Origin of the sequence: Amycolatopsis sp. EV170708-02-1 (genome assembly GCF_022479115.1) — a bacterium.
In the GTDB taxonomy this organism is placed as follows: Bacteria; Actinomycetota; Actinomycetes; order Mycobacteriales; family Pseudonocardiaceae; genus Amycolatopsis.
Genome location: NZ_CP092497.1, coordinates 8183166 through 8207432, shown reverse-complemented (window position 1 = coordinate 8207432; position 24267 = coordinate 8183166). Strand labels below are relative to the sequence as shown.

Below are 24267 nucleotides of genomic sequence, written 5' to 3'. Positions count from 1 at the left end.
GCTATCCCAGTCACACACCGTTTCCAACGGTCTTCTTGGCGGCGAAGCACCTTTCGACGGATTCGCGACCGGTGCCCTTCTCGCTACGTTATGAGCACCTTCGACAGTGGGGAGTTCACGATGTCGGTGTTCGGCCGGTTGGTTCCCGTGGTGGTGGGGCTGGCGATGCTCCCGCTTGTCGGCACGCCCGCGGCGGCGGCTCCTTCGGTGGCACCCTGCAGCGAGGAACCGCGGGAGCTGCCCATCGACGAGTTCACCGACTATCGCGAGATGGTGCGGGAACTCGGCAGGCTCGAGCGCGCGAGCAAGGGGCGAGTGGCGGTCAAGGAGGTCGGACGGTCCAACCGCGGCCGGGTGATCCATCAGGCGACCGTCGGGACCGGCCCGAAGGTCTTCGTGGTCTCCAGCGAGATCCACGGGAACGAGAAGACCGGCACCGACGCCCTGCTCCGGATCCTGGACTACCTCGGGACTTCGGAGTCGCGGGACGCCGAGCGGCTGCGGAAGACGATCACCTTCGTCGCGGTGCCGAAACTGAATCCGGACGGCGCCGAACTCGACCGGCGCGGCAACGACCTGTCGTGGGCCGAGGTGCAACGGAAGTTCCCCCAGCTGAAGGACCGGCCGCCTACTTGGAACTACCTCAGTGACGTCCTCCAGGGCGACGACTACCGGAAGCGGCCGGGATTCGATGTCAACCGCGACTTCAACCCTGACCTGAACTACGTCCCGCGCGCGGAGGACGTCCCGGGTGCGCCGGATCAGCCGGGCTGGTTCATCACGCCCGAGGCGCGGGCGCTGCGTTCGGTGTACGTGGAGCTGACCGCTCGGCGCGGGAAGGTGCCTGACGTCTACGTCGATCTGCACCACCAAGGCGCGTGCGTCCGCCAGGAAGGCAGCAACCGGCTCCTCGACGTCGGCATCGACTATCCGCCGCTGCCGGACAAGTTCTTCGAGCCCGGTCAGAAGTACGCGAAGTACCGCGACGTGTACACAAAGGACGAATCGCGGCAGCTGGCGATCAGCGCGTTCAACGGGATGACGTCGCGTGGGTTCGTCGGGGCGCGGTATCCGCACGCGCCGGACCGGGATCTGCCGGGGCAGGCACGGTGTTCGTTCGCCTTGAACGGGACGGGGACGGTGCTGTTCGAGGTGCGCGGGCAGACGCAGACGCTCGGGCAGCAGCACCGGGAACACTTCACGCGCGCGGTGATGGCCGGGCTGTACAACATGCTGCGGGACGTGAGCACCGGCGCTGTCGAGCGCATCGATCCGGAGACTTTCGACCAGCTGCCCGGTACCGCCGACTCTGCCGCTCTGGCCCGGGTGCTGGAGTAGCTCGCTGGTCGTAGGTCCAAGTACATGAAGGCCCCCTTCCTTGCGCCTAGGTACAGGAAGGGGGCCTTCATGTACTTCAGGCGGCTGGCGAGAGGTGGAAATCGGGCCGGGGCCTGGCTGAGGCGACACGATGAGCGGCACTGAGATCGGAGAGGACGCCGTCGGGATCGTCTCGCAGCCGGGAAGGCAGGGTTTGCACGACGACGAGGCCCGCCGCCGCGTACCGGGTGTTGCGGTCGACGGTTCGCGCGTAGTCCGCTTTGCGGAAGTGAAACTCGAACGAATCGATTTCCCAAACGAGGCCCACGTCCTGCCACATCGCGTCCGGACGCCCGATATAGCGGCCCTCACGGTCGTGGATTGCCGTGTTCCAATGGCTCGGGGGAACAGGTAGGCGCTGTGCCAGCGCTTTGGCCCGTGACTCCGCCATGGAACGGAGGTCCACCCAACCTGTCAGCAACCGTCTCGGCACCGCAGTTCCTCGTAGCGAGCCGTGATCGAGCTCGCGGAGCAGCGCTTTCGGGTGGCACCCGCCTTTCTGGACCGCTTCGATCAGGATCGCCTCCACCTGCTCGGCGTTCCCGAGCCGGCGCACTGTATCCGTCGCGGCCCGGATCAGCGGAGCCAGGGGAACTCCGTTCCGGGTGACCGGCGCCGGCAATCGGATCGTCCGCTCCATTGTCACGAAGCCGGTGCTGCGGATCTTCCGGTCGTGCGGAATCAGCAGGTGCAGTCCTGTATCCGGCGGCATCGCCGCCTGCCGAAGGCCGTGCCGGAGACAGGCTTCCGTGCCGGTGAGAACCGCGTCCTCGCCCCCGTGCAGGAGGCCTGCGGTCACGAGCTGTTCGGATGTCGGTTCGTTGTTGTGCAGCAGGACTATGCCCGGAAGCAGCCGCCGCCAAGGCCCGCCGGGTAAGCAGCGGGTATAGATCGTTCTGCTGCTCATTTCCAGACTTTCCAGATCGGAGGCCCGGACGACGCCATTGCGGCTTCGTTCAGACAGCAGTTCAGGGTGCTGAGCCCATCTCCCCCTCTTGGTCATGCAGCCAGCATGAGCGCGGTGGCTACTGCTCCACCAGCGCCATTCCCGCCACCTGTGGATAACCGGATGCTTGTGGATAACTCGGCCGCAAGTACATGAAGGCCCCTTCCTTGCGTCTAGCGCAAGGAAGGGGGCCTTCATGTACTTGGACCAGAAGCGTCAGACGCGCTTGAAGAGCAGGGCGCGCTTCACTTCCTGAATAGCCTTCGTCACCTGGATACCGCGCGGGCACGCGTCGGTGCAGTTGAACGTCGTCCGGCACCGCCAGACACCCTCGGAGTCGTTCAGGATGTCGAGACGCTCTTCGGCGCCTTCGTCACGCGAGTCGAAGATGAACCGGTGCGCGTTGACGATCGCGGCCGGGCCGAAGTACGAGCCGTCGTTCCAGTACACCGGGCACGAGGACGTGCAGCAGGCGCACAGGATGCACTTGGTCGTGTCGTCGAACCGGTCGCGGTCGGCCTGCGACTGGATCCGCTCGCGCGTGGGCTCGTTCCCGTAGGCGATCAGGTACGGCTTCACGGCCTTGTACGCCTCGAAGAACGGGTCCATGTCGACGTAAAGGTCCTTGAGCGTCGTCAGGCCCTTGATCGGCGCGATGGTGATCGTCGTCTTCTTGCCGTCCTGCGACAGCAGGTCCTTCATCAGGACCTTGCACGCCAGCCGGTTGATGCCGTTGATCTGCATCGCGTCGGAACCGCAGACGCCGTGCGCGCACGAGCGACGGAACGAGAACGTCCCGTCGATGTAGTCCTTCACGTAGAAGAGCAGGTTCAGCAGCCGGTCGGTGCGCTGCGCCGGGACGTCGTAGGACTCCCAGTGCGGCTCGTTGTCGATCTCGGGGTTGAACCGGAGGATCTTCAGCGTGACGGTGATCGGCGTGTGGTCGGAGGACACGGCCTCCGACTTCTCGGGGGTTGCCGTGGTCATCAGTACTTCCGCTCCATCGGTTCGTAGCGGGTGAAGGTCACCGGCTTGTAGTCCAGGCGGACGTCGGCGGTGAGCCCTTCGCCCTCCTTGTAGGCCATGGTGTGCCGCATGAAGTTCGTGTCGTCGCGGTTCGGGTAGTCCTCGCGCGCGTGGCCGCCGCGGGATTCCTTGCGCGCCAGGGCGCCGACGACCAGGACCTCGGCGAGTTCGAGCAGGAAGCCCAGCTCGACGGCTTCGAGGACGTCGGTGTTGTACCGCTTCCCCTTGTCCGACACGGTGATCCGGCTGTACCGCTCCTTCAGCGCCTGCACGTCGGTCAGCGCCTGCTTGAGCGTGTCCTCCGTGCGGTACACCGAAGCGTGCGAGTCCATCGTCTTCTGCAGCTCGGTGCGGATGTCGGCGACGCGCTCGTCACCGTGCTCCGAAAGAAGCAGCGCGAGCTGGTCCTCGACGACCTTGGTCGGGTTCTCCGGCAGCTCGATGTGCTCGTGCGCCAGCGCGTACTCGGCGGCCGCGATGCCGGCGCGACGGCCGAACACGTTGATGTCGAGCAGCGAGTTGGTGCCGAGCCGGTTCGAGCCGTGCACGGACACGCACGCGACCTCGCCCGCGGCGTACAGGCCGGGGATGACGTTCTCGTTGTCCCGCAACGCCTCGCCGTGGATGTTGGTCGGGATTCCGCCCATCACGTAGTGGCAGGTCGGGAACACGGGCACCGGCTCGGTGACCGGGTCGACGCCCAGGTACGTCCGCGAGAACTCCATGATGTCCGGGAGTTTCGCGTTCAGCGTCTCTTCCGGGATGTGCGTGACGTCGAGGACGACGTAGTCCTTGTTCGGCCCGCAACCGCGGCCCTGCAGCACTTCCTGCACCATCGACCGGGCGACGATGTCACGCGGCGCGAGGTCCTTGATGGTGGGGGCGTAGCGCTCCATGAACCGCTCGCCGTCGGCGTTGCGGAGGATGCCGCCCTCGCCGCGCACGGCCTCGGAGATGAGGATGCCGAGCCCGGCCAGACCTGTCGGGTGGAACTGGAAGAACTCCATGTCCTCCAGCGGCAGGCCCTTGCGGAAGATGATGCCGAGGCCGTCACCGGTGAGGGTGTGCGCGTTCGACGTCGTCTTGAAGATCTTGCCCGCGCCGCCGGTGGCGAACACGATCGACTTCGCCTGGAAGACGTGCAGCTCGCCGGTCGCCAGCTCGTAGGCGACGACGCCGGAAGCGGCCGGGTTGCCGTTCTCGTCCGGGGTCAGCACCAGGTCGAGCACGTAGAACTCGTTGAAGAACTCGGTGCCGTGCTTGACGCAGTTTTGATACAGCGTCTGCAGGATCATGTGCCCCGTGCGGTCCGCGGCGTAGCAGGCGCGGCGCACCGCGGCCTTGCCGTGGTCACGGGTGTGCCCGCCGAAGCGGCGCTGGTCGATCTTGCCTTCGGGCGTCCGGTTGAACGGCAGGCCCATCTTTTCGAGGTCGAGGACCGCGTCGATGGCTTCCTTCGCCATGATCTCGGCGGCGTCCTGGTCGACCAGGTAGTCGCCGCCCTTGATCGTGTCGAAGGTGTGCCACTCCCAGTTGTCCTCTTCGACGTTCGCCAGCGCGGCGCACATGCCGCCCTGGGCGGCGCCGGTGTGCGAACGCGTCGGGTAGAGCTTGGTGAGGACCGCGGTGCGGGCACGCTGGCCGGATTCGATGGCCGCGCGCATGCCGGCGCCACCGGCGCCGACGATCACCACGTCGTACTTGTGGAACTGCATGAGGACTCCGCTTTGAACGTGTGGTGGGGCGTCAGTTGGCCGAGATACCGGGATCGAAGGTGAAGATCACCATCGTGCCGACGGCGAGGATCAGCACCATCGAGACGTAGAGCACGATCTTCAGCCAGAACCGGGTGCTGTCCTTGCGGGCGTAGTCGTCGATGATCGTGCGCAGCCCGTTGCCGCCGTGGATCTCGGCGAGCCACAGCATCGACAGGTCCCAGAACTGCCAGAACGGCGAGGCCCAGCGGCCGGCGACGAAGCCCCAGTTGATGCGGTGCACGCCGCCGTCGAGGATGTTCATGATGAACAGGTGGCCGAGCACCAGCACGATCAGGGCGAGGCCCGAGATGCGCATGAACAGCCAGCTGTAGAGCTCGAAGTTGCTGCGGCGGGCAGCGGGGCGCTTCGGCGAGCGCGGCTTGTCGAGTGCGAGAACTTCGGATGCCATGGTCAGTGCCCCCCGAACATAACTTCGACGGTGCGCTTCATCATGAAGAAGGCACCGGGAATCATCACCACGACCCAGATGGCCAGGATGGTCCAGAGCATCGGCTTCTGGAACTTCGGTCCCTTCTCCCAGAAGTCGACCAGCATGACCCGGATGCCGTTGAGCGCGTGGAACAGCACCGCGCCGACGAGGCCGACCTCGAGGAGGTTGACCAGCGGGGTCTTGTAGGTCTCGATGACCTCGTTGTACGTGTCGGGCGACACGCGCACGAGCGCGGTGTCGAGCACGTGCACGAAGAGGAAGAAGAATGTCAGCACGCCGGTGATGCGGTGCAGCACCCAGGACCACATACCGGGGTCTCCCCGGTAGAACGTCCCTTGCCGGCGTGAGGCACCCGCCCGATCGCTCGCGGCCGCCTCGGTGGCGGTGCTAGCCGTGGTGGACATCGGTGAACGGCCTCCAACGTCATGGCTTGGGCCCGCTGACCGCTGGTTTCCGCGCCTGCCGCCGGGACGTCCACCTGGGACGGCTCCGGCGACGGTGCCGAGATCATGGTCATCGAGCGTGGATGAAAAGGATGCTAGACCCGCACCTCACGGTGGGCTCACCTCCGGGTTCCTCTGTGTGATGGACCAGACATCGGGACCCTCGCACGATCGAGTGACGAGGGCCGGTAACTCACCGGTTCGTCCACTGTGGACGCGCGAGCGGCCCGCCGGAGCGTCTGAACGGTGTGTGACGATCTTCGGCGCGTCACGCGGCCCGGGGGCCGCGCGCTGCCTGCGATTACTCCATTCCGATCACCGTGCGTACTCCGTTCGTCGCGCTTACGACTCATGAGTAAACGTTTGTGTTACGTAGCGTGCCTTTCCTATGGCAGCAAAGCGGCCGTTAGGTACCGTCTCTCGGTCGAACCCGGCAGCGTCGCCGGGTCGCTTTCTTCGGACCATCCGCTGGATCAGCGGGGAGGGAGACACACGTTGCGTCGCATGCGTGGAACCGCGCTGGCCGCCGCCGCCATGGCCGGTGCACTGGTACTGGCCGGGTGCGCGAAGGATTCGGGTGGGGGGAACAACAACAACGCGAGCTCCGGGGACCAGTCCGCCAGCTGCGTGACGGCGCCGAAGCCGCCCGCCGCGGCGGCCGCCTCGACCAGCTCCAGCCAGGCCGGTGAGAAGGTCGACGGCAGCAAGCTCAAGGTCGCGCTGGCCTTCGACGTCGGCGGCCGCGGCGACGCGTCGTTCAACGACTCCGCCGCCGCCGGTACCGACAAGGCGAAGGCCGAGCTCGGCGTCACCTCGGTGACCGAGAGCACCGCCGCCGCGACCGAGGACGAGGCCGCGAAGTCGCAGCGTCTCGACCAGCTCGCTTCGCAGGGCTTCAGCCCGGTCATCGCGGTCGGCTTCGCCTACGCCAAGGCCGTCGGCGCCATCGCGCCGAAGTACCCGAACACCCAGTTCGCGATCGTCGACGACGACTCCGTCAAGGCGCCGAACGTCACCCCGCTGGTGTTCGCCGAGGAGCAGGGCTCGTTCCTGGCCGGTGTCGCCGCCGCCTACAAGTCCAAGAAGTGCCACGTCGGCTTCGTCGGTGGCGTGAACACGCCGCTGATCCAGAAGTTCGAGGCCGGCTTCCTTCAGGGCGTGAAGGCCGCTTCGAGCAAGGCCAAGATCGAGGACGAGTACCTCACCCCGGCCGGTGACTTCTCCGGGTTCCAGGACCCGGCGAAGGGCAACGTGAAGGCCGCCGCGCAGATCGCCAAGGGCGCGGACGTGATCTACCACGCCGCCGGCGCCTCCGGTAAGGGCGTCTTCGAGGCCGCGAAGTCGAACAACGCCATGGCCATCGGTGTCGACTCCGACCAGTACAACCAGAAGACGGTCGAGGCGTCGAAGGACGTCATCATCACCTCGATGCTCAAGCGCGTCGACGTGGCGGTGTTCGACTACCTGCGCGCGCTGGCGAAGGGCGACCTGACGACCCTGCCGAAGCGGTTCGACCTCAAGGTCGACGGCATCGGCTACGCCACCTCCGGTGGCAAGGTCGACGACATCAAGGACGTCCTCGACGGCTACAAGGCGCAGATCGTCTCCGGGGCGATCACCGTTTCCGACAAGCCGCAGAAGTAAGCTTCACCAGGTACGGGGCTCGGGAGGGTAACCCCTTCCGAGCCCCAACCTGTTTACCCAGAACTGGATGGCTTTTTCATGAGCGCTCCCCAGGCCGAGGTCACCGACGCCCCCGACCGGGGTGAACCGGCCGTGCAGCTGACCGGGATCACGAAGCGATTCCCCGGTGTCGTGGCCAACTCCGACGTCAACCTCACCGTCACCAAGGGCGAGGTGCACGCCGTCTGCGGCGAGAACGGCGCGGGCAAATCGACCCTGATGAAGATCCTCTACGGCATGCAACAGCCGGACGAGGGCGACATCGCGATCAACGGCGAACCGGTGAAACTGCGCAACCCGCAGGACGCCATCAAGACCGGGATCGGGATGGTCCACCAGCACTTCATGCTGGCCGACAACCTGACCGTCGGGGAGAACGTCTTCCTCGGCGCGGAGAACCTGCACGGCATCGGCCGCGCGGCGAGGGCGAAGCTGGCGGAACTCGCCGAACGCGTCGGCCTGCGCGCCCGCCCGGACGCGCTGCTGGAAGAGCTCGGCGTCGCCGACCGCCAGCGCGTGGAGATCGTCAAGGTGCTCTACCGCGGCGCGCGGATCATCATCCTCGACGAGCCCACCGCGGTGCTCGTGCCACAGGAGGTCGACGCGCTGTTCGAGACCGTCCGCGCCATGCAGAAGGACGGCTTCACCTTCATCTTCATCTCGCACAAGCTCGACGAGGTGCGCGCGATCGCCGACACGGTCACCGTGATCCGCCGCGGCACCACCGTCGGCACGGCGGATCCGAAGACGATCACCTCACGTCAGCTGGCCGAGATGATGGTCGGCACGGAGCTGCCCAGCCCGGAGACCCGCGAGTCGACCGTCACCGATCGGGACGTCCTCCGCCTGGACGACGTGTGCCTGAGCGTCGAGGGTTCCGAGCGGAACGTGCTCGACCACATCTCCTTCACCGTGCACGCGGGTGAGGTGCTCGGGATCGCCGGCGTCGAGGGCAACGGCCAGACCGAACTCGTCGAGACGATCATGGGCATGCGCAAGGGCGGCGGCCGGATCGAACTGACCGAGGTCGACGGCAAGGTCGTCGAACTGCACAAACTGGGGACGCTCGCCCGCCGCGAGGCCGGGATCGGCTACATCGCCGAAGACCGCACGCGGCACAGCCTCCTGCTCACGCAACCGTTGTGGGTCAACCGGATCCTCGGCTACCAGACCCGCAAGCCGGTCGCGAAAGGACAGTTGCTCGACATCGACGGCGCGCGGGAGGACACCCGCCGCATCGTCGAGGAGTACGACGTCCGCACACCGGGGATCGACGTCCCGGCCGCCGCGCTTTCGGGTGGCAACCAGCAGAAGCTGATCGTCGGGCGCGAGCTTTCCGGCGAGCCGGTGCTGCTGATCGCGTCGCATCCGACGCGCGGTGTCGACGTCGGCGCGCAGGCGCTGATCTGGGAACAGATCCGCCAGGCGCGTGCCGCGGGACTGGCCGTCCTGCTGATTTCGGCCGACCTCGACGAGCTGATCGGGCTTTCCGACACCATCCAGGTCATGCTGCGCGGACGGCTGGTCGGCGAGGCCGACCCCGCCACCGTGACCCCGCAGGAACTGGGCTCCGCGATGACGGGTGCTTCCGAAGACGAAGAAGGTGCAGCGTGAGTTCCTGGCGTACGAGGCTGCTGCCGCCTCTGCTCGCGATCGTTTTCGCGGTCATCCTGACGGCCATCGCGCTGATCATCTCGGGCGCGGATCCGCTCCAGGCCTACGGCACGATGATCGGCCAGCTCTTCAAGGGCTCGACGGCCGTCGACACGGTGAACCTCGCGACGGTCTACTACCTGTCCGGGCTCGCGGTGGCCATCGGCTTCCAGATGAACCTCTTCAACATCGGTGTCGAGGGCCAGTACCGGTTCGCCGCCATCGTCACCGCCATCATCGGCGGGGCGCTGCAGCTGCCGCCGGTGATCCACGTGATCGCGATCCTGATCGTCGCGGTGGCCAGCGGCATGCTCTACGCGGCCATCCCCGCCGTGCTGAAGGTGACCCGCGGCGTTTCCGAGGTCATCTCGACGATCATGCTGAACGCGATCGTCGGCGGCATTGTGGCGTTCCTGGTCAACGCGGACCAGTTCGGCGTGCAGACCGGCAACAACATCGCCACCCGCGAGATCGCCGAAACCGGCCGGATCCCCGGTATCCCGATCGGCTCCGGCGAGCTGTTCGGCTTCGTGGTCATCGCGGCGCTGATCGGCGGGGCCTACTGGTTCATGCTCAACCGGACCCGGTTCGGCTTCGAGCTCAAGGCCTCCGGTGAATCGACGACGGCCGCCGCGGCGGGTGGTGTCAACGCCAAGAAGATGACGTTGATCGCGATGCTGCTTTCCGGTGGTGTCGCCGGCCTGGTCGCGATGCCGGAACTGCTCGGCCGCGACTTCAGCTACGGCATCACCTCGACCCAGATGTACGGCTTCACCGGTATCGCGGTCGCCCTGCTCGGGCGTAACCACCCGGCCGGGATCGCGCTGGGCGCCCTGCTTTGGGCGTTCCTCGACCGGTCCGCCGTTTCGCTGGAACAGATCAACGTGTCCAAAGAGATCGCCACGATCATGCAGGGCGTGATCGTGCTGTCGGTCGTCATCGCGTACGAGATCGTGCGCCGCGCCGACCTGGCCGCCGAGCAACGCCGCGTGGGTCGCGCGCTGGCGGGCAACGGCCGCAAGGGTTCCAGCGTGTCCGAGGGAGGTGCGGTGTGACCACCGCGGACGTTCTTTCGCCCAACACCGGCGGCACCACCATGCCGGTGAAGCCGCCGAAGCGGCGCATCCCGGGCTGGCTCAAAGGCGCCATCTGGGGCCTGCTGGCGGTCGGTGTGCTCGCGATCGCGTCGTACGCCACCGGCGTCAACACGCTGACCTCGACCAACACCGCGCACACCGCGCTGCGGCTGGCCCTGCCGATCCTGCTGTGCGCGCTCGGCGGGCTCTGGGCCGAACGCGCGGGCGTGATCAACATCGGCCTCGAAGGCATGATGATCCTCGGCACCTGGGGCGCCGCGTGGGGTGCGTACCACGGCGGTGTCTGGGCCGGGCTGATCGCGGCGGTCGTGTTCGGCGCGCTCGGCGGGCTGCTGCACGCCGTCGCGACGGTGACCTTCAACGTCAACCACATCGTCTCCGGTGTGGCGATCAACCTGCTCGGCCTCGGTGTCGCGAAGTACCTGGCGAACCTGGTGTTCACCCCGCTTTCGGGGAACCCGCGCCAGTCGCCGCCGGTGCCGAAGTTCGACACCTATTCGGCGACCTTCCTCTCGGACTGGTTGTCGGATCTGGAAAAGATGCAGCGCGTCTTCATCTCGGATCTGGCAGGCATCCTGAACGGCCTGATCACCGAGGTCGCGCCGCTGACGATGATCGCGATCGCGCTGGTGCCGATCAGCTATTTCGTGCTGTGGCGCACGCGGTTCGGCCTGCGGCTGCGGTCCTGCGGTGAGAACCCGGTCGCGGCCGAGTCCCTCGGTGTGAAGGTCTACCTGCACAAGTACGTCGCCATGATCATCTCCGGCGGGCTCGCCGGAATGGGTGGCGCGTCGCTCGTGCTGCTCGCCGGCGGTGCGGACTACCTGGAGAACCAGACCAACAACCGCGGGTACATCGGCCTCGCGGCGATGATCTTCGGCAACTGGCGGCCGGGCGGCCTGCTCGGCGGCGCGGCGCTGTTCGGGTACGCGGACGGTCTCCAGCTCGCCGGTGGCGGCACCGCGGTGCTCGCGCTGCTGTACGGCGCGGTGATCCTGCTGGCCGTGATCGTGGCGGTGCAGCTGTTCCGCCGTCAGTGGATCGCCTCCGCGCTCGGTGTCGTCGGCGCCGCCGCGCTGTACGCGATCTACTGGACCAACGACGACCTGCCCAGCGACCTCATCCCGTACACCGCGCATTTCGTGACGCTGATCGTGCTGGCGGTGGCCTCACAGCGGCTGCGGCCGCCCAAGGCGATCGGCGCCACCTATCGGCGAGGTGAGGACTGACATGGCTGAGTACGACTGGGAAGCCTTGCGGGCTCAAGCCGTCGAGGCGGCGAAGTCGGCGTACGCGCCGTACTCGGGCTTGCACGTCGGTGTCGCCGCTGTGGTGGACGACGGCCGGATCGTCGTCGGCTGCAACGTCGAGAACGCTTCGTACGGCTTGGGAATGTGCGCGGAATGCACGATGGCGGGGCAGCTGCGGCTGACCGGCGGCGGCAAGCTCGTCGCCGTCGCGTGCCGCAGCGGTGAAGGCGCTCTGCTGATGCCGTGCGGGCGCTGCCGTCAGATCCTGTTCGAGCACGGCGGTTCCGACTGCCTGGTGGACACCCCGAGCGGCATCCTGCCGATGTCGGCCGTGCTGCCGGACGCCTTCGGCCCGGACGATCTGCCGTGAGCGCGTTCGCCGCCGTCGACGTCATCCGCGCGAAGCGGGACGGTGGACGGCTCACCGACGAGCAGATCGACTGGACCATCGACGCGTACACGCGCGGCGACATCGCCGAGGAACAGATGGCCGCGCTCGCGATGGCCATCTTCCTGCGGGGCATGGACTCCGGCGAGATCGCGCGCTGGACCGGCGCGATGATCTCGTCGGGGGAGCGGCTCGATCTGAAGGTCAGCCGTCCGACGATCGACAAGCATTCGACCGGCGGGGTCGGCGACAAGATCACGCTCCCGCTGGCGCCGCTCGTCGCGGCCTGCGGCGCGGCGGTGCCGCAGCTGTCCGGGCGCGGGCTCGGGCACACCGGCGGGACGCTGGACAAACTGGAGTCGATTCCGGGCTGGCGTGCCGCTTTGTCGACATCGGAGATCGTCCGGCAGCTCGAAGAGGTCGGCGCGGTGGTCTGCGCGGCCACTGAAGGGCTGGCTCCGGCGGACAAGAAGCTGTACGCGCTGCGGGACGTGACTTCGACGGTGGAGTCGATCCCGCTGATCGCGAGCTCGATCATGAGCAAGAAGATCGCCGAGGGGTCGGCCGGGCTGGTTCTCGACGTGAAGACAGGTTCGGGCGCGTTCATGAAGACGCTGCCGCAGGCCCGTGAACTCGCGCGGACGCTGGTGGAGATCGGGACCGCGCACGGCGTCGCGACGACGGCGCTGATCACGGACATGAACGTGCCGCTCGGGAACGCCGTCGGGAACGCGATCGAGGTCGCGGAGTCGGTCGAGGTGCTGCGCGGCGGTGGCCCGGCCGACGTCGTCGAGCTGACGGTGGCTTTGGCGCGGGAGATGCTGTCGCTGGCCGGATTGTCCGATGTGGACCCGGCCGAGGTGCTGGCTTCCGGCCGGGCTTACGAGACGTGGTGCCGGATGATCGCCGCGCAGGGCGGGGATCCGGAGGCCGCTTTGCCGCGGCCTAAGCATGTGCACGTGGTTCCGGCGCCTTCGGACGGCGTCTTGTCGTCTCTGGACGCTTACTCGGTCGGGGTCGCCGCTTGGCGGCTCGGGGCCGGGCGGGCGCGCAAGGAGGATCCGGTGCAGGCCGCGGCCGGTGTGCTGTGCCTGGCGAAGCCGGGCGACAAGGTTTCGGCCGGGCAGCCGCTGCTGGAGCTGCACACCGATACGCCGGACGCTGTTCCTTCGGCTCTCGCTGCGCTCGAAGACGCCTACGCCGTCTCCTCGGAGGCTCCGGCCTCCGCTCCGCTCGTCCTGGAGACCGTGCGGCCCTGACCTGCGTTTAGCGGGCTAAACGCGATCTGCTCGCGATCCCCGTGTCCTGAAGGCCACCTTTGAGACGTCGAACGTCTCAAAGGTGGCCTTCAGGACGTCCGGGAGGTGCCCGGTACTTGCGCGTACAACTACCGCATCCAGAGGACTAAACGCGAGGCACGAGGGAGGCGTGCCAGGAGCAGGTGTCTCCAATGCCGCATCGGGGACACCGGTGCTGGCCGACCGGATCGCGATTAGCCCGCTAAACGCAGGTCGCCGGCGTGGGGGTGGCCGGATCGCGATTAGGGGGCTAAACGCAGGTCGGCGGCGTGGGCGTGGCCGGATCGCGTTTAGCCCGCTAAACGCAGGTCGGCGCGGGGAGCCAGGCCCGAGAAGCGTGAAGGCCCCGTCCCAGGCGAAGCCGAGGGAAGGGGGCCTTCACGTGCTAGGAGAGCGTTGCCGCGTTTCGTCCTCTAGTTGCGGTAGTTCGCAGTACGCACTTCAGCGATCAGAGGACGAAACGCGGGAGAAAGCGTCAGTCCGTGGTCTCGTCGCCGCCGTCGGCCTTCGCCTTGGCGTCGGCCGCCTTGGGCGCCCGGCCGTTGCGCGAGCTGCGGCGCGGCTGACGCGGGGCGGGCGGCGGCGGGGAGATCTGCTGCACGGCCGGTCCGCCGCCGAGCATCAGCTCCGCGAAGGTCGCCATGGCCTCGTCCAGCTGGCCGCCGATGCGGCGCACGGATTCGTCGTTGCTCTTGCGCACCAGCGAGTCGACCGAGTCGGTGTCCGGCTGCTTCTGCAGCGTGCTCTCGACCTTCGACAGGCCGGAGCGGATCGAGCCGTCGAGGTCGCCGAGGCGCCCGGTGAAGCCGTCCTCGACCTTGTCGAGCCGCTCGGCCAGGTCGTCGAGCCGCGAGGTGACCTTCTCAAGGCGGTCGCCGAGGCCGTCGAGGCGCTCCGAGGCGTCGACCATCTCGCCGGTCTCGGTCAGTGCGGTCTTCAGCGCCTCGGTGTTCGCGGTGAGGCTTTCCTTGGTGGCCTTGTCGAGGTTCTCGACGCGGGTGCGCAGCTCGCGGTCGACGGTGTCGACGCGGTCCCGCAGGGTGGACTCGGCCTGCTCGACGCGCTCGCGCACCGGGCCGATCACCGACTGCGGCAGCGCGTCGGTCTTCACGTCCTGCTTGTCGAGGTGCGCGCCGAGCTCGTCGAGACGGCGGTGGATGTTCTGGAGCTTGTCCTCGAGCCCGTCCATCCGGCCCCCGACGCCTTCCAGACGCGCGGCCATGCCGTCGAGGCGGCCGTCGAGCTGAGCGAACGGCTTGGCCAGCTTGTCGACGATGCTTTCGACGGCGCGGGTCAGCGCGGCGATCGCGGTGTCCTGCGCTTCGAGCCGCGACATGGTCTCGTCGAGCCGCTCGGCGAGCACGCTGGTCTCGGTGCGGTCGGGCATCTCGGAGAGCCGCTTGCGCACCGCGCCGAGCGAGTCGACCGGGGCCAGACGTGCGTAGATGTCGTCGAGCGCGTCGAAGATCTGCTGCTGTTCGCTCTCACGCACTTCGGCCGCGCGCACCAGCATGTTGCGCATCCGGTCGAAGGACGGGGCTGCAATGTGGTTGTCAGTGGTCACTGCGGTGTCCTTCGTGGGCGGGGAAATGGGAGGGACGTGACGTGAAGCTTATCCATTGCGAAATTGCTCTGCGTATGGCCCCCGGGTATCGGACAATGCCGAGCTCTGCCCTGATGGCCGATTCAGCCGGTGATCCACAAAGCCGAGGGTTAAGTCAAGCATGAGACTTACAGCCATGTAGGGGAATGACAGGCTGGTTACCGTTACGTATGTCCTCTGAAAGCAGCAGACCACGCGTCCCGGAGGCGGTACTGGCCCGCGCTCCCAAGGTTCTCCTCCACGACCACCTGGACGGCGGATTGCGCCCCGCCACCGTCGCCGAACTCGCCGAACAGACCGGCTACGAGGCCTTGCCGGCCACCGATCCTGTCGAACTCGGCCGATGGTTCCGCGACGCCGCCGATTCCGGCTCCCTCGTCTCGTACCTTGAGACGTTCGCGCATACCTGCGGTGTCATGCAGACCGAGGAAGCGCTGGTCAGGGTGGCCGCCGAGGCGGTGGAAGACCTCGCGGCCGACGGCGTCGTCTACGCCGAGGTGCGTTATGCCCCCGAACTCTTCGTCGAACGCGGACTGTCACTCGATGCGGTGGTCGAGGCGATTCAGGCCGGATTCGCCGAAGGTGAACGGAGAGTGGCGGACGGCGGCGGCCGGATCCGCGTCGGGACGTTGCTCTGCGCGATGCGCCAGCACGCCAGGGCGCTGGAGATCGCCGGTCTCGCCGTGCGCTACCGCGACGCCGGCGTGGTCGGGTTCGACATCGCCGGGCCGGAAGACGGATTCCCGCCTACCAGAAATCTCGACGCATTCGAGTTTCTGCGGACGAATAATGCGCATTTCACCATTCATGCCGGGGAGGCGTTCGGGCTCGCGTCCATTTGGGAGGCGATTCAGCATTGCGGCGCGGAGCGGCTGGGCCACGGCGTGCGCATCGTCGACGACATCAAGACCGACAGCGACGGCACGGTCCATTTGGGACGGTTGGCCGCCTACGTCCGCGACCGGCGGATCCCGCTCGAGATCTGTCCCACGTCCAATGTCCAGACGGGAGCGGCGCGCTCGATCGGCGAGCATCCCATCGGCCTGCTCGCCAGGCTGCGGTTCCGGGTCACCGTCAACACCGACAACCGGCTGATGAGCGGCTGCTCGATGACCAGCGAATTCGCGGCCCTGAGCGAGGCGTTCGGCTTCGGGTTGGCCGATCTCGAGTGGTTCACGATCAATGCGATGAAATCCGCCTTCCTCGATTTCGACCAGCGGCTCGACATCATCAACACGGTCATCAAGCCCGGGTACGCGTCCTTGCGTTCGTTAGCATAGCCAACTATTGTTCACTATGTAGGAGGACTTTCCCAAATAGTGAAACGGTGGCGAGGATGACGCAGGTCGTGGACGTGGGGATCGGCGGCAAACGGCGCTGGCTCATCCTCGCGCTCGGTCTCGCCGCGCAGACCGCGAGCTGCTCGTTCCTCTACGGGCTCCCGTTCCTGGTGCCGTCGATGCAGCGTGCGGAGGGGCTCACGCTCGCCGAAGCGGGCACCGTGGTCGCGGCGCCGAGCCTTGGCCTGTTGTTCACCTTGATCCTGTGGGGTGCGGCCGCCGACCGTTACGGAGAGCGTTTGGTAATGGCCATCGGGCTCGGCGTCTCGGGGTTACTCCTCGTGTACGCGGCCGCCGGTGACCACTCGCTCGGGATCCTCTTTGGGGTGTTCTTGCTCGCCGGCGCGAGCACCGCGTCAGTGAACGCCGCGAGCGGCCGGGCCGTCCTGGGCTGGTTCGGCCCGGCCGAACGCGGCTTCGCGATGGGCATCCGCCAGATGGCCCAGCCGCTCGGGGTGGGCGTCGCCGCCTTCGGGCTCCCGCCGCTCGCGGACCGCTGGGGTTTCCAGGTCTCGCTCCTGCTGCCCGCGCTGACCGCGATCGGCGTCGCGCTCCTGGTCGCCTGGCTCCTGATCGACCCGCCGCGTCCGGAATCCGGGACAACGGGGGAGAAGCCACCGTCGCCGTACCGGAGGCCGGCGCTGTGGCGGGTACACGGCGCGAGCGCGCTGCTCGTCGTCCCGCAGTTCACGGTCTCCGCGTTCACCCCCGTGTACCTGGTGACCATGCACGACTGGACGGCGGCGTCCGCGGGCTGGTTCGTCGGTGCCGTGCAGATCCTCGGCGCGCTGGGCAGGCTGGTGTCGGGCTACTGGTCAGACCGCGTCGGCAGCAGGTTGCGGCCGATGCGCCAGCTGGCGATCGCGAGTGCCGCGGTGATGCTGCTGGTCGCGCTCGGGGACGCGACGTGGCCGTGGCTGGTGCTGCTGGCGCTCGTCCTGGCCGCGGTGATCACCGTGTCCGACAACGGGCTGGGGTTCACCGCGTCGGCGGAGATGGCCGGGCTCGCGTGGGCCGGGCGGGCGATGGGCACGCAGAACACCGGCCAGAACATCGCCGCCGCGCTGACGCCGCCGATGCTGGGCCTTGTGATCGGTGATTCGCGGTACGCGCTGGCGTTCTGCGTGGCCGCGGTCTTCCCGATGCTCGCCGTGGCAGTCGTGCCCGTCCGGCACGAAAAGAGCCCCTCAGGACGAACCTGAGGGGCCCTTTCACGGGGTGGATCAGAGGACCGTGAGCCGGTTCTCGAAGGTCTCGACGAGCTTGCGCCACTCGGACTGCTCGGCGTCGAACGGAGCGCTCGGCTCGAGCCGCGAGGGGTCCGGCCGCAGCACGAACGACACCAGCCAGCCGAGGCTTTCGTTGGCGGCGAGCGCGGTTTCGACGCTGTCGTCCTCGGCCCATTCCGCGGCGTCGGTGATCAGCTCGACGGCCAGCTCCAGCTGGGTCGGGTCGATCGACTCCGGGCCTTCGGCGATGTCGTCGGCGATCCCGTTCAGCACGTAGGTGTTCTCGGTGTCGACCTCGATCTCGAGCTCGCCCGCGGTGGCCTTCGTGGTCACTTCGTCCCAAGTGGACACTTCGGCGAGGTCGTTGCCCGCCAGCTCCTTGCCGTCCGCGATCGCGCGGATGAGGGCCTTCTCGGAGGTGAAGACGTCGATCTCGCCCTCGCTGCCGAGGAAGATCGGCTTGTCGTCGAGGTAGCAGCGCAGCGTGTAGTACTCGGCGCCGGAGGTGATGATCTTGATCGGGTCGATGCCGACCTCGCCCCAGAAGCCGACGGGCTCGTCGTCTTCGTCGTCGTCCTCGTCCGCGTCGTCCACCAGGTCCGCGTCGACGGCGGCGGCTTCGGCCTCGGCGGACTCCGCGAGGAAGGTCGCGAGCTCCTCCGCCGTCTGCTCCAGCACCTTCTCGTCGACGTCGGGGACGGTCACCAGGCCGTCGATCGCGTCGAGGACGGTGTCCCACTTCTCGGAGACCGCCTGCGACAGGTCCGCCCAGAGACGCTCGCCGTCGCGGCCGGAGAAGGGCAGCGTGCCCTGGTCCAGCAGTGAGAAGCTCTCGTGCGCGTCGAGGACTTCGTGGACCTCGTCCAGCTCGCACACGTCCGCGAGCGAACGCACGATGCCGATGATCTCGGCCAGCTCGCCGAGCGTCCACTGGTCCGGCTTCTCGGCGACCAGCTCGGGGACGCCCACCAGGTCGTAGGTGTGGTCGTCGTCCGGGATGAGCTCGGGCACGTTCAGCGCCGGGACGACCTCCCACGCGGGGTGGTCGAGCAGGTCGTGCTGCTCGGAGGTCCGCACGAAGGCGGCGAGATGCGCGGCGTCCGGGAAGGCGTACAGGTCCTCCTCGTCGCCGAGGAAGGCTTCCCATTCCTCGCCGTCTTCCCGCCAGCGCGGCGCCCAGAGGGTGACGACGTCACCCTGTGGCAGGCCGAGTTCGATCGGGATGATGTCCTGTGCCATTCCTTTAGCCCTCTCGGATTACCGCCTGTGTGCGCGCGGCCGGTCGATGGTGCCGGAAGGTGCGCGGTACCGCGAAGCCTACGGGTTTCCGCCGATGGGCGCGATCACCCCTGGGCAAGAAGCGACCAACGGATGGCACGATAGGTCCTCTGATGACACTTACAGACCTCCTGCCTGCGGATCCCGACCCCGACTCGCTGTTCGAAGCCTTCTCCACCTGGACGGCCGAGCGCGGGTTGGAGCTGTACCCCGCGCAGGAAGAGGCCATCATCGAAGTGGTCTCCGGCGCGAACCTGATCCTGTCGACCCCGACGGGCTCGGGTAAGAGCCTGGTCGCCGTCGGGGCGCACTTCACCGCGCTCGCCCACGGCCGCCGCAGCTTCTACACGGCACCCATCAAGGCGCTCGTCTCGGAGAAGTTCTTCCAGCTCATCGAGATCTTCGGCGCCGAGAACGTCGGCATGATGACCGGCGACTCGGCGGTCAACGCCGACGCGCCGATCATCTGCTGCACGGCGGAAATCCTGGCGAACATGGCGTTGCGCTTCGGTGCCGACGCGCCGGTCGGCCAGGTCGTCGCGGACGAGTTCCACTTCTATTCGGAGCCGGATCGCGGCTGGGCCTGGCAGGTGCCGCTGCTGGAACTGCCGAAGGCACAGTTCGTGCTGATGTCGGCCACGCTGGGCGACGTCTCGTTCTTCGAGAAGGACCTCACCCGCCGGACCGGCCGCCCGACGGCGGTGGTCACCTCGGCGGAGCGGCCGGTGCCGCTCACCTTCCGCTACGCGCTGACGCCGTTGCACGAGACGATGTCCGAGCTGCTCAACGGCGGGCAGTCGCCGGTCTACGTCGTGCACTTCTCGCAGGCCGCGGCGATCGAGCGCGCGCAGACGCTGATGAGCATCAACGTCACTTCGAAGGCGGAGAAGGAGGCCATCGCCGAGATGCTCGGCGACTTCCGCTTCTCGGCCGGGTTCGGGAAGACGCTGTCGAGGCTGGTCCGGCACGGTATCGGCGTGCACCACGCCGGCATGTTGCCGAAGTACCGGCGCCTCGTCGAGCAGCTCGCGCAAGCCGGGCTGCTGAAGGTGATCTGCGGGACCGACACGCTCGGCGTCGGCATCAACGTACCGATCCGCACCGTGGTCTTTTCAGCGTTGACGAAGTACGACGGTGTGCGGCAACGGCATCTCAAGGCGCGCGAGTTCCACCAGATCGCCGGCCGCGCGGGCCGCGCCGGGTACGACACCGACGGCTACGTCGTCGTGCAGGCGCCGGACCACGTCGTCGAAAACGCCAAGGCGCTGGAGAAGGCGGGCGACGATCCCAAGAAGAAAAAGAAGATCGTCCGCAAGAAGGCGCCCGAAGGGTTCGTCAACTGGACGGAGAGCACCTTCGACCGGCTGATCGCGGCCGAGCCGGAGCCGCTGACGTCGAGCTTCCACGTCAGCCACTCGATGCTGCTGAACGTGATCTCCCGGCCGGGCAACGCGTTCGACTCGATGCGGCATCTGCTGGAGGACAACCATTCCGACCGTCCCGCTCAGCGGAAACTGATCCTGCGCGCGATCGCGATCTATCGCGCGCTGCTCGCGGCCGGTGTGGTGGAACGGCTCGACGAACCCGACGAGCAGGGCCGCATCGTCCGGCTGACCGTGGACCTGCAGTTCGATTTCGCGCTGAACCAGCCGCTCTCGCCGTTCGCGCTGGCGGCGATCGAACTCCTCGACGTCGAGTCGCCGTCGTATCCGCTCGACGTCGTGTCCATTATGGAATCCACTGTGGACAACCCGCGTCCGGTGCTGTCGCAGCAGCAGTTCAAGGCGCGCGGCGAGGCCGTGCAGGCGATGAAGGCCGAGGGCATCGAGTACGACGAGCGGATGGAGCTGCTCGAGAACGTCACGTACCCGAAGCCGCTGGAGGAACTGCTGGAGGCGGCGTATTCCCGCTACCGGCAAGGGCATCCGTGGGTCGAGGACTACGAGCTCAAGCCGAAGTCCGTCGTGCGCGACATGTACGAGCGCGCGATGAACTTCGTGGAGTACATCGGTTTCTACCAGCTCGCCCGCTCGGAAGGGCTGGTGCTGCGGTACCTCACCGACACCTACGACTCGCTGCGGCACACGGTGCCCGACGAGGCCAAGAACGAGGGCTTGCAGGACCTCATCGAATGGCTCGGCGAGCTCGTGCGCCAGGTCGACTCCAGCCTCCTCGACGAATGGGAAGCCTTGCGGCATCCCGAAGAGGAAGGCCCGGTTTCGACGCGGCCGCCGTCCGAGCCGCCCGCCGTCACGCGCAACGAGCGGGCGTTCCGGGTGCTCGTGCGGAACGAGCTGTTCCGCCGGGTCGAGCTGGCTTCGCGGCGTGCCTACGACACGCTCGGCGAGCTGGACGCGGCGTCGGGCTGGGACGCGGACGCGTGGGAAGACGCCATCGAGGACTACTACGACGAGCACGAAACGCTCGGCATCGGGCCGGACGCGCGCGGGCCGAAGCTGCTGATCATCGAGCAGGAGAAGGAGATCTGGCGGGTTCGGCAGATCTTCGACGATCCGGCGGGTGATCACGACTGGGGCATTAGCGCGGAGGTCGACCTGGCGGCTTCGGACGAGGCGGGTTCGGCGGTCATCCGGATCACGGCGGTGGACCGGCTCTGACGCCTCGTGAGTGGCAAGGACGGTTCTAACCGTCCTTGCCACTCACGAGCGTCAAGCGGCGCCGCACCAGCTGGACGATCAGCACGATCAGGGACAGTGCGGGCAGCGGATAGCCCAGGAGCAGGCCCACCGTGATGTCGGTGAGCGGCGCGAGGACCGCGGCGGCGAACACCCACGTCGGCGCGGTCGGCAGCTTCACGCCCGAGCGGACCTTGCCCCACGGTTTCGCCACCGAAAGCCAGGCCTGGAACGCCAAAGCGCTCGCCATCAGCGCCGTCCCGGCGGTCAGTGCCACCGGCGGCGGGTCACTGCCGACGGAATCCCGTAAGGCGCCCGACAGCAGGAAGATCCCGGCGTAGAGCTGGACGAGCGTGATCGCGAACTTCGCCAGCACCCACCAGTGCCGGGCGAATCCCCACGCCGTCCCCGCGGCGAGCATGAAGCCGGTGAAGGCCGACGCGTTGGCGAGCGGCGCCAGCAGGAACGTGTCGATTTCGTGCGCCATCGACGTCGCGGCGACGCGGATCCCGCCGTCCTCGCTCGTGCGGCCGATCACCAGGAGGGTGAATAGCGCCAGGGCCTGTCCCATCCAGCCGACCGAAGTGACGACGTGCAGCCACACGGTCAGCTGTCGCCAGGCCTTCGTCCCCATACCGGACACGGTCGCGTGGGCAACCGGCCCGGCGCATCGGGGACAACCCTGAAATCACACCGGAAGGGGCGGGAAGCAGGCCTGGGCGTCGTGGCCGTCGAACCACAGCCCGACCATGAACGCCATGGTCGCCTCCATGAGCCCCGCCCGGTCGAGCCCGCCCGCGACCAGCGGTGCGCACCCGAGGTCACGGACCAGTTCGCTCACTTCGCCGACCTTGTCGCCGCAGATCGGCACCGCGAGCGGACGGCCGCCGAACACCGGCGGGGTCATCCGCCAGACGTCCACGTGGCACAGATTGAACGCCTTGACCACGTGCGCGCCGGGCGCGGCGGCGGCGATCCGGGCGGCCTGATCGGGCACCGTGAGCACGGCGCCGGGCCCGACCGCGTTGGTGCAGTCGATCAAGACCTTCCCGGTGAGATCCCCTGCCGCGGCGAGGACTTCCAGTACGGACGCGGCGGGAACGGCGAGCAGGATCACGTCACTGGCGCGGGCGGTCTCCGCCCAGGTCCCCACTCGCGGCGAGATCGTGGCGGCCTTGGCCCGGTCGCGGGCGGCGACCATCACCTCGTGCCCGGCCCCGGCCCACCGGCCGCCGAGCGCCTCCGCCATCCCGCCGGCGCCGAAAATACCGATACGCATGTGCTGCTCCCTAAGATCGAGTGACAGCACCGACCGTAGAAAGCCGCGCGGGTACCGAATGGTTACCGGAGGTCCGATGAACGACGTCTTCCTCGCCGATTGCCGTGCCCGGCTGGCCTTCGACCTGATGGCGAACACGTGGAACCCGGTCGTGCTGTGGGCCCTGCGCGAAGGACCGCTGCGCCCGGCCGAACTGCGGCGACGGCTGGGCGGGATCAGCACGAAGGTGCTCACGGAGACGGTCCGGCGGCTGGAGTTCAACGGTCTCGTCCACCGGCGGGACTGCGGGCGCACGGCGAAGGTCGAGTACTCGCTGACGGATCTCGGGGCCACACTGCTGGCGCCCATCGAAGCGTTCGGGGAATGGGCGTTCAGGCATGGCGACGAGGTGATGGCGGCGCAGGACGAGGCGTCCCGTTTACGCGATCTCGCGTGATTGGAGACGTAACTCGCGTGATTAGAGGCGTAACTCGCGTGATTGGGCGGACGACACGCGGTCAGGAGGGCGGGCGGGCCTCGGCCAGTTTGAGCAGCGGGACGGCCGCGGCGGCGTCGGTGATCAGCGTCGAGACCATTCCGGAGCGCAGGACGGCGTCGATCGCTTCGGCCTTCGGTTCCGTGTAGCCCAGCGCGATCACCTCGGGGACCGCCAGGAGTTCTTCGGCGCTGATGGCCAGGACGTGGTGGGCCAGCCCGGTGGACATCGGGTTCCCGTCGGCGTCGAACAGGCGCGCCGAAACCTCGGCCTTGGCGCCGCGTTTCGCGATCGCGCTCCGCTCGGCCTCGTCGAGCGCGTCGTACACCGTCGACTCCTCGGGCTTCCACGCGCCGATGCTGACGACCGCCTTCGTCAGGTTCTTGAACTGCCCGAAGGTCTCCGCGATACCCGGCTGCCGGCGCAGCGTCTCGGTGGTGCGGCGGTCGGGGAGGACGAGCGGGCCGAAGATCGGGTACGACGCTCCACCCGAGACGGAGGCCACCCGGCTGACCGTCTCCACCGACCGGTCGCGCATGTCCATACCCGCCTGCACGCCGCACAGTTGCACGATCGGGCAGTTCGGCAGCGACTCGATCGCGTCGGTCATCGCGTTCACCGAACGTGCCCACGAGAGGCCGAGAACATCGCCGGGAGTGACGATTTCGGCCAGGAGGCGGGCGGCGAGGGTGCCGATCTTGCGCCGGGCGACTTCGCGGGATTCCGGTTCCGGCGCTCGTTCGAGCACGAGGACCCGGTCGAGCCGGTACGCGGAGCGGATCTCCTCGGACAGTGCGAGATCGACCGGGGCCGGCAGCCGGAACTCGACCCGCACGATGCCGCTTTCCCTGGCCGTGTCCAGCATGCGCGCGACCTTGAACCGGCTGATCCCGAACTCCTCGGCGATCTCGAGTTTCGAGGCGCCCTGTTCGTAGAAGCGCCGGGCCACCGCGGCCAGGCGTAGCGACTCCACCAGGCCGGGACCCTGTTTCTTCCCGCTCATATGAGCACTATACCGCGAAATCTGCCCGAAAGGTTGACGTAACTCCAGGGAAAAG

At 67.7% G+C, this 24267-nt stretch carries 21 protein-coding genes; 11 read left to right on the top strand and 10 right to left on the bottom strand.

Annotated elements, in window-relative coordinates; genetic code table 11:
• Nucleotides 1–90 precede the first annotated feature (90 nt).
• Nucleotides 91–1338, top strand: coding sequence for a M14 family zinc carboxypeptidase (locus MJQ72_RS37255; RefSeq protein WP_240595698.1), 1248 nt, complete (start codon nucleotides 91–93; stop codon nucleotides 1336–1338).
• Nucleotides 1339–1414: 76 nt separating this feature from the next.
• Here the strand turns inward: MJQ72_RS37255 and MJQ72_RS37250 are convergent, their stop codons facing one another.
• From MJQ72_RS37250 to sdhC, 5 genes are all read right to left on the bottom strand, one after another.
• Nucleotides 1415–2380, bottom strand: coding sequence for a hypothetical protein (locus MJQ72_RS37250; protein WP_240595697.1), 966 nt, complete (start codon nucleotides 2378–2380; stop codon nucleotides 1415–1417).
• A 159-nt stretch (nucleotides 2381–2539) separates the two neighbouring features.
• Nucleotides 2540–3310 carry a succinate dehydrogenase iron-sulfur subunit gene (locus MJQ72_RS37245; protein WP_038519442.1) on the bottom strand — a complete coding sequence of 257 codons (771 nt, stop codon included), beginning with the start codon at nucleotides 3308–3310 and terminating at the stop codon, nucleotides 2540–2542.
• Nucleotides 3310–5064 (bottom strand): succinate dehydrogenase flavoprotein subunit, encoded by a 1755-nt coding sequence (gene sdhA / locus MJQ72_RS37240; protein ID WP_240595696.1) that lies wholly within the window; start codon nucleotides 5062–5064, stop codon nucleotides 3310–3312. The genes MJQ72_RS37245 and sdhA overlap by 1 nt, the downstream gene beginning before the upstream one ends.
• A 31-nt stretch (nucleotides 5065–5095) precedes the next feature.
• Nucleotides 5096–5515, bottom strand: coding sequence for a succinate dehydrogenase hydrophobic membrane anchor subunit (locus MJQ72_RS37235; protein ID WP_037315751.1), 420 nt, complete (start codon nucleotides 5513–5515; stop codon nucleotides 5096–5098).
• Nucleotides 5516–5517: 2 nt separating this feature from the next.
• The gene (gene sdhC, locus MJQ72_RS37230) at nucleotides 5518–5961 is read right to left on the bottom strand and encodes a succinate dehydrogenase, cytochrome b556 subunit (RefSeq protein WP_081809635.1); all 444 of its coding nucleotides are present in this window, start codon (nucleotides 5959–5961) and stop codon (nucleotides 5518–5520) included.
• 543 nt (nucleotides 5962–6504) lie between these two features.
• Here sdhC and MJQ72_RS37225 point away from each other — a divergent pair.
• The 6 genes from MJQ72_RS37225 to MJQ72_RS37200 all read left to right on the top strand — a co-directional run bounded on the left by MJQ72_RS37225 (nucleotide 6505) and on the right by MJQ72_RS37200 (nucleotide 13330).
• The gene (locus MJQ72_RS37225) at nucleotides 6505–7644 is read left to right on the top strand and encodes a BMP family protein (protein ID WP_240595695.1); all 1140 of its coding nucleotides are present in this window, start codon (nucleotides 6505–6507) and stop codon (nucleotides 7642–7644) included.
• Between the two features lie 78 nt (nucleotides 7645–7722).
• Complete coding sequence (locus tag MJQ72_RS37220; RefSeq protein ID WP_240595694.1) at nucleotides 7723–9297, top strand: ABC transporter ATP-binding protein; 1575 nt, start codon at nucleotides 7723–7725, stop codon at nucleotides 9295–9297.
• On the top strand, nucleotides 9294–10391 hold the full coding sequence (locus tag MJQ72_RS37215) for an ABC transporter permease (protein ID WP_125691325.1): 1098 nt from the start codon (nucleotides 9294–9296) through the stop codon (nucleotides 10389–10391). The genes MJQ72_RS37220 and MJQ72_RS37215 overlap by 4 nt, the downstream gene beginning before the upstream one ends.
• A complete protein-coding gene (locus tag MJQ72_RS37210; RefSeq protein ID WP_016331263.1) occupies nucleotides 10388–11662 on the top strand; it encodes an ABC transporter permease in 1275 nt (424 codons plus the stop codon). Before MJQ72_RS37215 ends, MJQ72_RS37210 begins: the two co-directional genes overlap by 4 nt.
• 1 nt (nucleotide 11663) lies before the next feature.
• Nucleotides 11664–12053, top strand: a complete 390-nt coding sequence (locus MJQ72_RS37205) for a cytidine deaminase (RefSeq protein ID WP_063271904.1) — start codon at nucleotides 11664–11666, stop codon at nucleotides 12051–12053.
• The gene (locus MJQ72_RS37200) at nucleotides 12050–13330 is read left to right on the top strand and encodes a thymidine phosphorylase (RefSeq protein ID WP_240595693.1); all 1281 of its coding nucleotides are present in this window, start codon (nucleotides 12050–12052) and stop codon (nucleotides 13328–13330) included. Before MJQ72_RS37205 ends, MJQ72_RS37200 begins: the two co-directional genes overlap by 4 nt.
• A 514-nt stretch (nucleotides 13331–13844) precedes the next feature.
• Here MJQ72_RS37200 and MJQ72_RS37195 read toward each other — a convergent pair.
• The gene (locus MJQ72_RS37195) at nucleotides 13845–14933 is read right to left on the bottom strand and encodes a PA containing protein (RefSeq protein ID WP_240595692.1); all 1089 of its coding nucleotides are present in this window, start codon (nucleotides 14931–14933) and stop codon (nucleotides 13845–13847) included.
• 209 nt (nucleotides 14934–15142) lie between these two features.
• On the opposite strand from MJQ72_RS37195, the gene MJQ72_RS37190 reads away from it, so the two are divergent.
• Both MJQ72_RS37190 and MJQ72_RS37185 read left to right on the top strand, forming a co-directional pair.
• Nucleotides 15143–16252 carry an adenosine deaminase gene (locus MJQ72_RS37190; protein ID WP_240595691.1) on the top strand — a complete coding sequence of 370 codons (1110 nt, stop codon included), beginning with the start codon at nucleotides 15143–15145 and terminating at the stop codon, nucleotides 16250–16252.
• A gap of 56 nt (nucleotides 16253–16308) precedes the next feature.
• Nucleotides 16309–17514 (top strand): MFS transporter, encoded by a 1206-nt coding sequence (locus MJQ72_RS37185; RefSeq protein ID WP_240595690.1) that lies wholly within the window; start codon nucleotides 16309–16311, stop codon nucleotides 17512–17514.
• Between the two features lie 21 nt (nucleotides 17515–17535).
• Here the strand turns inward: MJQ72_RS37185 and MJQ72_RS37180 are convergent, their stop codons facing one another.
• Nucleotides 17536–18780, bottom strand: coding sequence for a primosomal protein (locus tag MJQ72_RS37180; RefSeq protein ID WP_240595689.1), 1245 nt, complete (start codon nucleotides 18778–18780; stop codon nucleotides 17536–17538).
• 152 nt (nucleotides 18781–18932) lie between these two features.
• On the opposite strand from MJQ72_RS37180, the gene MJQ72_RS37175 reads away from it, so the two are divergent.
• On the top strand, nucleotides 18933–21437 hold the full coding sequence (locus tag MJQ72_RS37175; protein ID WP_240595688.1) for an RNA helicase: 2505 nt from the start codon (nucleotides 18933–18935) through the stop codon (nucleotides 21435–21437).
• 25 nt (nucleotides 21438–21462) lie between these two features.
• Here the strand turns inward: MJQ72_RS37175 and MJQ72_RS37170 are convergent, their stop codons facing one another.
• Both MJQ72_RS37170 and MJQ72_RS37165 read right to left on the bottom strand, forming a co-directional pair.
• Nucleotides 21463–22089 (bottom strand): hypothetical protein, encoded by a 627-nt coding sequence (locus MJQ72_RS37170; RefSeq protein WP_240595687.1) that lies wholly within the window; start codon nucleotides 22087–22089, stop codon nucleotides 21463–21465.
• A 54-nt stretch (nucleotides 22090–22143) separates the two neighbouring features.
• The gene (locus MJQ72_RS37165) at nucleotides 22144–22734 is read right to left on the bottom strand and encodes an NADPH-dependent F420 reductase (protein WP_240595686.1); all 591 of its coding nucleotides are present in this window, start codon (nucleotides 22732–22734) and stop codon (nucleotides 22144–22146) included.
• 76 nt (nucleotides 22735–22810) lie between these two features.
• Between MJQ72_RS37165 and MJQ72_RS37160 the strand changes: the two genes are divergently transcribed.
• Complete coding sequence (locus MJQ72_RS37160; protein WP_240595685.1) at nucleotides 22811–23170, top strand: helix-turn-helix domain-containing protein; 360 nt, start codon at nucleotides 22811–22813, stop codon at nucleotides 23168–23170.
• 61 nt (nucleotides 23171–23231) lie between these two features.
• Here MJQ72_RS37160 and MJQ72_RS37155 read toward each other — a convergent pair whose 3' ends face one another.
• Entirely contained in the window at nucleotides 23232–24212 is a 981-nt protein-coding gene (locus tag MJQ72_RS37155; protein ID WP_240595684.1) for a sugar-binding transcriptional regulator, read from the bottom strand.
• Nucleotides 24213–24267 lie beyond the last annotated feature (55 nt).

What these genes read in the sequence shown, in the direction of transcription:
- MJQ72_RS37190 (WP_240595691.1), top strand. Translation starts at nt 15,143, where the DNA reads ATGTCCTCTGAAAGCAGCAGACCACGCGTCCCGGAGGCGGTACTGGCC.
- MJQ72_RS37245 (WP_038519442.1), bottom strand. Translation starts at nt 3,310, where the DNA reads ATGACCACGGCAACCCCCGAGAAGTCGGAGGCCGTGTCCTCCGACCAC.
- MJQ72_RS37205 (WP_063271904.1), top strand. Translation starts at nt 11,664, where the DNA reads ATGGCTGAGTACGACTGGGAAGCCTTGCGGGCTCAAGCCGTCGAGGCG.
- MJQ72_RS37235 (WP_037315751.1), bottom strand. Translation starts at nt 5,515, where the DNA reads ATGGCATCCGAAGTTCTCGCACTCGACAAGCCGCGCTCGCCGAAGCGC.
- MJQ72_RS37220 (WP_240595694.1), top strand. Translation starts at nt 7,723, where the DNA reads ATGAGCGCTCCCCAGGCCGAGGTCACCGACGCCCCCGACCGGGGTGAA.
- sdhA (WP_240595696.1), bottom strand. Translation starts at nt 5,064, where the DNA reads ATGCAGTTCCACAAGTACGACGTGGTGATCGTCGGCGCCGGTGGCGCC.
- MJQ72_RS37225 (WP_240595695.1), top strand. Translation starts at nt 6,505, where the DNA reads ATGCGTGGAACCGCGCTGGCCGCCGCCGCCATGGCCGGTGCACTGGTA.
- MJQ72_RS37160 (WP_240595685.1), top strand. Translation starts at nt 22,811, where the DNA reads ATGAACGACGTCTTCCTCGCCGATTGCCGTGCCCGGCTGGCCTTCGAC.
- MJQ72_RS37180 (WP_240595689.1), bottom strand. Translation starts at nt 18,780, where the DNA reads ATGGCACAGGACATCATCCCGATCGAACTCGGCCTGCCACAGGGTGAC.
- MJQ72_RS37165 (WP_240595686.1), bottom strand. Translation starts at nt 22,734, where the DNA reads ATGCGTATCGGTATTTTCGGCGCCGGCGGGATGGCGGAGGCGCTCGGC.
- sdhC (WP_081809635.1), bottom strand. Translation starts at nt 5,961, where the DNA reads ATGTCCACCACGGCTAGCACCGCCACCGAGGCGGCCGCGAGCGATCGG.
- MJQ72_RS37250 (WP_240595697.1), bottom strand. Translation starts at nt 2,380, where the DNA reads ATGACCAAGAGGGGGAGATGGGCTCAGCACCCTGAACTGCTGTCTGAA.
- MJQ72_RS37155 (WP_240595684.1), bottom strand. Translation starts at nt 24,212, where the DNA reads ATGAGCGGGAAGAAACAGGGTCCCGGCCTGGTGGAGTCGCTACGCCTG.
- MJQ72_RS37255 (WP_240595698.1), top strand. Translation starts at nt 91, where the DNA reads ATGAGCACCTTCGACAGTGGGGAGTTCACGATGTCGGTGTTCGGCCGG.
- MJQ72_RS37185 (WP_240595690.1), top strand. Translation starts at nt 16,309, where the DNA reads ATGACGCAGGTCGTGGACGTGGGGATCGGCGGCAAACGGCGCTGGCTC.
- MJQ72_RS37170 (WP_240595687.1), bottom strand. Translation starts at nt 22,089, where the DNA reads ATGGGGACGAAGGCCTGGCGACAGCTGACCGTGTGGCTGCACGTCGTC.
- MJQ72_RS37175 (WP_240595688.1), top strand. Translation starts at nt 18,933, where the DNA reads ATGACACTTACAGACCTCCTGCCTGCGGATCCCGACCCCGACTCGCTG.